At 70.2% G+C, this 4,499-nt stretch carries 4 protein-coding genes; all 4 read right to left on the reverse strand.

The genetic code is table 11. The annotated features are described in order from the left end of the window. Positions 1–43: 43 nt before the first annotated feature. Positions 44–934 (reverse strand): carbohydrate ABC transporter permease, encoded by an 891-nt coding sequence (locus tag ACFPZL_RS10405; protein ID WP_218115619.1) that lies wholly within the window; start codon positions 932–934, stop codon positions 44–46. Positions 935–1,002: 68 nt separating this feature from the next. Then, positions 1,003–2,268: an ABC transporter substrate-binding protein gene (locus tag ACFPZL_RS10410; protein ID WP_218116355.1), complete on the reverse strand. Its 1,266-nt coding sequence runs from the start codon at positions 2,266–2,268 to the stop codon at positions 1,003–1,005. After that, on the reverse strand, positions 2,238–3,617 hold the full coding sequence (locus tag ACFPZL_RS10415; protein WP_218116354.1) for a protein O-GlcNAcase: 1,380 nt from the start codon (positions 3,615–3,617) through the stop codon (positions 2,238–2,240). Before ACFPZL_RS10415 ends, ACFPZL_RS10410 begins: the two co-directional genes overlap by 31 nt. Further along, positions 3,614–4,357 carry a sugar isomerase domain-containing protein gene (locus tag ACFPZL_RS10420; RefSeq protein ID WP_218116353.1) on the reverse strand — a complete coding sequence of 248 codons (744 nt, stop codon included), beginning with the start codon at positions 4,355–4,357 and terminating at the stop codon, positions 3,614–3,616. The genes ACFPZL_RS10415 and ACFPZL_RS10420 overlap by 4 nt, the downstream gene beginning before the upstream one ends. Between the last annotated feature and the right edge of the window lie 142 nt (positions 4,358–4,499).

Genomic DNA, 4,499 nt, shown 5'->3' on the forward strand with positions numbered 1-4,499 from the left:
CGGCGCGACGGGGCGCGACCGGTGCGGCGGACGGCGGAGGTGCTCATCGGCGGCCTCCGGTCTCCTGGAGCTCCGCGCGACGGCGCAGCCGGGCGAAGAGCGGCCCGGAGATCACGACGACGACCGTGAGGATCACGGCCATCGCGGCGCCGTAACCGATGTTGCCGTTGTGGAAGACGGTGCGCACGAGGTAGGTGGTCGGGATCTCGGTCGCATGGTACGGGCCGCCGTTCGTGAGCACGTAGAAGAGATCGAATCCTTGGAAGCCGCCGGTGACGCAGAGCAGGATCGCGACCTCGATCGTGCGCCGGATCGCGGGCAGTTTGACGCGCCAGAAGATCTGCCACTCGTTCGCGCCGTCGAGCCGCGCCGCTTCGACGATCTCGGCCGGGATCTGGCCGAGGGCCGCGATGAAGATCGTCATGTAGAAGCCGGCGAACACCCAGCCCGAGACGACGCAGATCGCGAGCAGCGCGGTCGAGGGGTCGCCCAGCCAGATCCGGGTGAGATCGTGCAGACCCAGCGCCTCGAGCGTGGCGTTGATCAGACCGAAGTCCGGGTTGAGCACGAACGACCAGAGCACCGCGACGACGACCATGGGCAGCAGCACCGGCGTGAAGACGGCGACCCGGAACCAGACCGAGCGGCCGCGGCGCGCGTCGACCAGGCCCGCGTAGCAGAGGCCGATCAGGACCTCGAGCACGAGGGTGGCGAGGATGTAGAGCGCGATGTGCAGGAAGGATCGTGCGAAGAGCTGGTCGGTGAACAGCTCGATGTAGTTCTGAAGCCCGACGAACGTCATCGGCCCGTAGCCGTTCCACTCGGTGAGGCTGTAGCCGCCGGTCATCAGCACGGGGACGACGACGGCGAAGCCGAACACCGCCAGGGCGGGTACCAGGAACACGTACGGGATCCATGGACGCTCGGGGCGCATCGCTCTCCTCGCTGCTCGGGATAGGGGGGGGGGGCGGGGGGCGGGCACGGGCCCCCCCCCGGCGGGGATCAGCCGACGGACGAGGCGAGCTGCGCCGCCGCATCCTCCGGGCTGGTCTGGCCGCCGATCACCTCGGCGAGCGCCCGGTAGAAGGCGTCTGCCGTGCCCAGGTCGTACCCGGTGTCCGGCGGACTGATGACCGCGCCCGCTTCCGAGAGCAGCGCCATCAGGCGGGCCGTGCGCGCGTCGATAGAGGTGCTCTCCTGCGCCGAGAGCGTGATCGGCACGGCCTCAGCGGCGATGAACTGCTCCACGAACTCGGGGCTGTTCAGCAGTGCCAGGAACTCGACGGCCTGATCGACGTGCGAGCCCTTGGCGTTGACCGCGTAGCCGGTGACGACGCCGATCGCCGAGCTCTGATCGCCGGCGCCCGGCATCTCGGGCAGGTTCACGAAGTCGAAGTCGAGATCCGGCGCCTCGTCGATCGCCCAGCTCACGAGCCATGAGCCGATCGGGTGCATGGCGGCCTTGCCCTGGAAGAACAGCTGCGCGCCCTCGTTGTCGTCGATCGCGTTGATCGACTCGTTGATGCACTTGCGGTCGGCGAGCTGCTGCACGTAGCCGAACGCCTCGACCCACTTCGGATCATCGAACGACGCGGTACCGGTGAGCGCCGCGTCGTACGCCTCTTCGCCGACGACGCGCGAGGTGACGTGGGCGAGCCAGTTGCCGGCCGCCCAGAGATCCTTGTTGCCCGAGGCGATCGGCGTGACCCCCGCCGCGTCGAGCACCTCGCAGGCCGCCAGCAGCTCATCCCAGGTCTGCGGCGGCGAGACGTTGTTCTCCGCCAGGATCTCGGTGTTGTACCAGAGCACGTTCGTCACGTCTGCGATGTGCGGCACGAGCGAGATCTGCCCGTCGATCGTCGCGGACGCGAAGGCGTCCTCGTCGAAGATGCCGGCCAGCGGCCCGTTCGCGACGGCATCGTTGAGGTCGGCGGTGAAGCCGTCCTGCTTGCGCGTCTCGAGGCGGTTGCCGACCCACTCGAAGTAGACGTCCGGCGGCGTGCGGCTGGACAGGAGGTTCGGCAGCCCGATGGTCTGGTACTGGTCGTCCTCCATGAAGTTGAACTCCACCGTCCAGCCCTCGTTCGCCTCCTCGAAGGCCGCGCCGGCCGCCTCCCAGACGCGGATCTGGGCCTCGCCGGGGGAGCCCATCGCGACGCGGATGATCTGCTCGTCGCCGGATGACGAGGAGCAGGATGCGAGCATGGTCGCGGCGAGTGCGACCGCTGCCGCGGCCCCTAGTGCACGTGGGATCGATCTTGATGACATGGGCGCTCTCCTTCGAACGTCGTGGTGGTGTGGATCCGGCTCAGGTCGGTCAGGGTCATGTCGAGGACATCGCCGAACACGCGCAGACCCGTTGCGCGCAGGCGGTCGCGGTGGGCGAGCCATTCCGCCCGCCGGGCGGGCTCGTCGGCGCTGCCGTCCAGATGCGCTAGGCCGATCCGCTCGATGACGTCCGCGCCGAGGGCGAAGGCGTCGACCCAGGGACGGATCTCCCCGGCGAGGTGAGGGGCCGAGAAATGGGGGGAGCGCAGCCGCCCGGCGGCCGTGCGATAGCGCGAGGCCAGCTCGAGGAGTCCGGCGGCGCCCTCCTCAGGGCGTCCCAGGTGGGTGAGGAACGCGAGGCGGTCCAATGCCGCGGTCAGCCGCAGCGCGTCGTCCTCGGCCAGGCAGGAGCTCAGCGAGTTCTCTGCGAAGTCGACGAAGGCGGCGCGATCCGCCGGCTCCGGGATGAGACGTTCGATCGCCGCGGCCCAGCTCCGATCCGGGTCGTAGCCCGCCGGATCCCGCAGATAGTCGGCGATGGTGGCGAGCGCGATCTTCGAGGCCTCGGCGAGTTCCATGACGTTCGCGATGAGGCCGGTCGCCGCACTATCGAGGTCGGCGGAACGGCCGCGGAACGGGCCGATATGGAGCTCGCCGGCCATCGCCACGTCGTTGACCGGGTAGTTGTCCCAGAAGATCGGCCGGCGGCCCGACGCCAGTTCGACGCGACGGGCGTCGTCGCGATCGATCGTGGCCGAGCAGATCTGGCGTCCGGTCCACAGCAGCTCGACGCCGGCGGGGAGCCCCGAGCCGAATCGCGAGATGCCGGGTTCATCCCCGCGTCCCCAGTACCGGGTGGGGCAGACGATCAGACGCGCCCCGGGTACCCGCGCGCCGAGTGCGCGGTGCGTCCTGGCGAGGAAGTCGAGCTGCGCCTCGACGAGGTCGCCGTAGGCGCCGCGATCCTCGGTGTGCTGCAGCCGCGTCGGAATGTCGTCGAGGAAGACCCCGAAGCTGCGCACCCCGTGCTCCGCGATCTCTGAGAAGCGGGAGACCAGCGCGTCGACCTCGCTGTCGGAGCCGTACTCCACCGTCAGCCCGGGCGAGACGCAGTACCAGAGATCGATATCGCGCTCGCCGCAGGCGGTGATGAGCTCCTGCGTCGCGCGCCGGCTCCGGTCGTCCAGCGGATCCCGCCATCGGGACCGGAGGAACGGGTCGTCCTTGGGCGAGTACGCGTAGACGTTCATGCCGAGCTCCGCGATGAAGTCGATCATGTCGAGTCGGGCGCCGTGAGACCAGGGCCTCCCGTAGAAGCCCTCGATGATGCCGCGGATCGCGAAGGTCATGCCGCGGCCCCCGGGGCGAAGCCCGCATTGATGGCATCGCCTTCGCGAGTGTTGCTGCTGGCGTAGATCTCGGGCACCACGCCTCGGTCCGCCAGCAGCCCCGCCGTCTGCACGACGACGGCGTTCAGGATCGCCGCACCGGCGACCGTGGAGGTCGGACCGACCCGGCGGGGCACGCCCGGGATGTCCACGGCCGCGTCGCCGACGGCGCCCCCGTTGTCGATCACGATGTCGGCCGCCTCGTGCAGGCGCGGCAGACCGGAGTCGCGCGCCGCCTCCGAGGTCGCGTGGGCGATGCTCGTCACCGCGATGACGACGGCGCCGCGCTCGTGCACGGACCGCACCAGCTCGGTCGTGACGGCGTTGCCGCCCGAGTTCGACGCGACGATCACGACGTCGCCGGCGTGCACGCCGTGGTCGGCGACGAGGGCATCGGCGAGGCCGGGCAGCCGCTCGAGCGCGGTCGAGAGCGGGGCGCTCGCGTGCAGCATCAGTCCTTCGAAGAGCAGCGGGCGCACGCGCACGAGCCCGCCGGCGCGGTAGAACAGCTCCTCGGCGAGCATGTGCGAGTGGCCGGTGCCGAAGGCGTGCACCTCGTGGCCGCCGGCGATCGCCTCGGCCACGAGCGCGGCCGCCTGCCGGATCCTCGGCCACTGCGTCCGTCGCACGTCATCGAGGATCTCCTCGACCCGATCGAGGTAGAGGATGCCGGCGTCGGTCATCGATGCAGCCTGCGTCATGATGCAGTTCCTTCCCAGCGGTGGAGAGAGGTGAGGATGGGCGCCGGCCGGGTGCCCGATCCGATGAGCAGTGCGCCGCGCAGCGGGTCGCCGAGCGCGGGGCGCAGGTGGAAGCCGTCGTCGACGAGGCCGGCCGCGATCC

The sequence above is a fragment of the Leucobacter soli genome (genome assembly GCF_042659205.1).
GTDB lineage: Bacteria > Actinomycetota > Actinomycetes > Actinomycetales > Microbacteriaceae > Leucobacter > Leucobacter soli.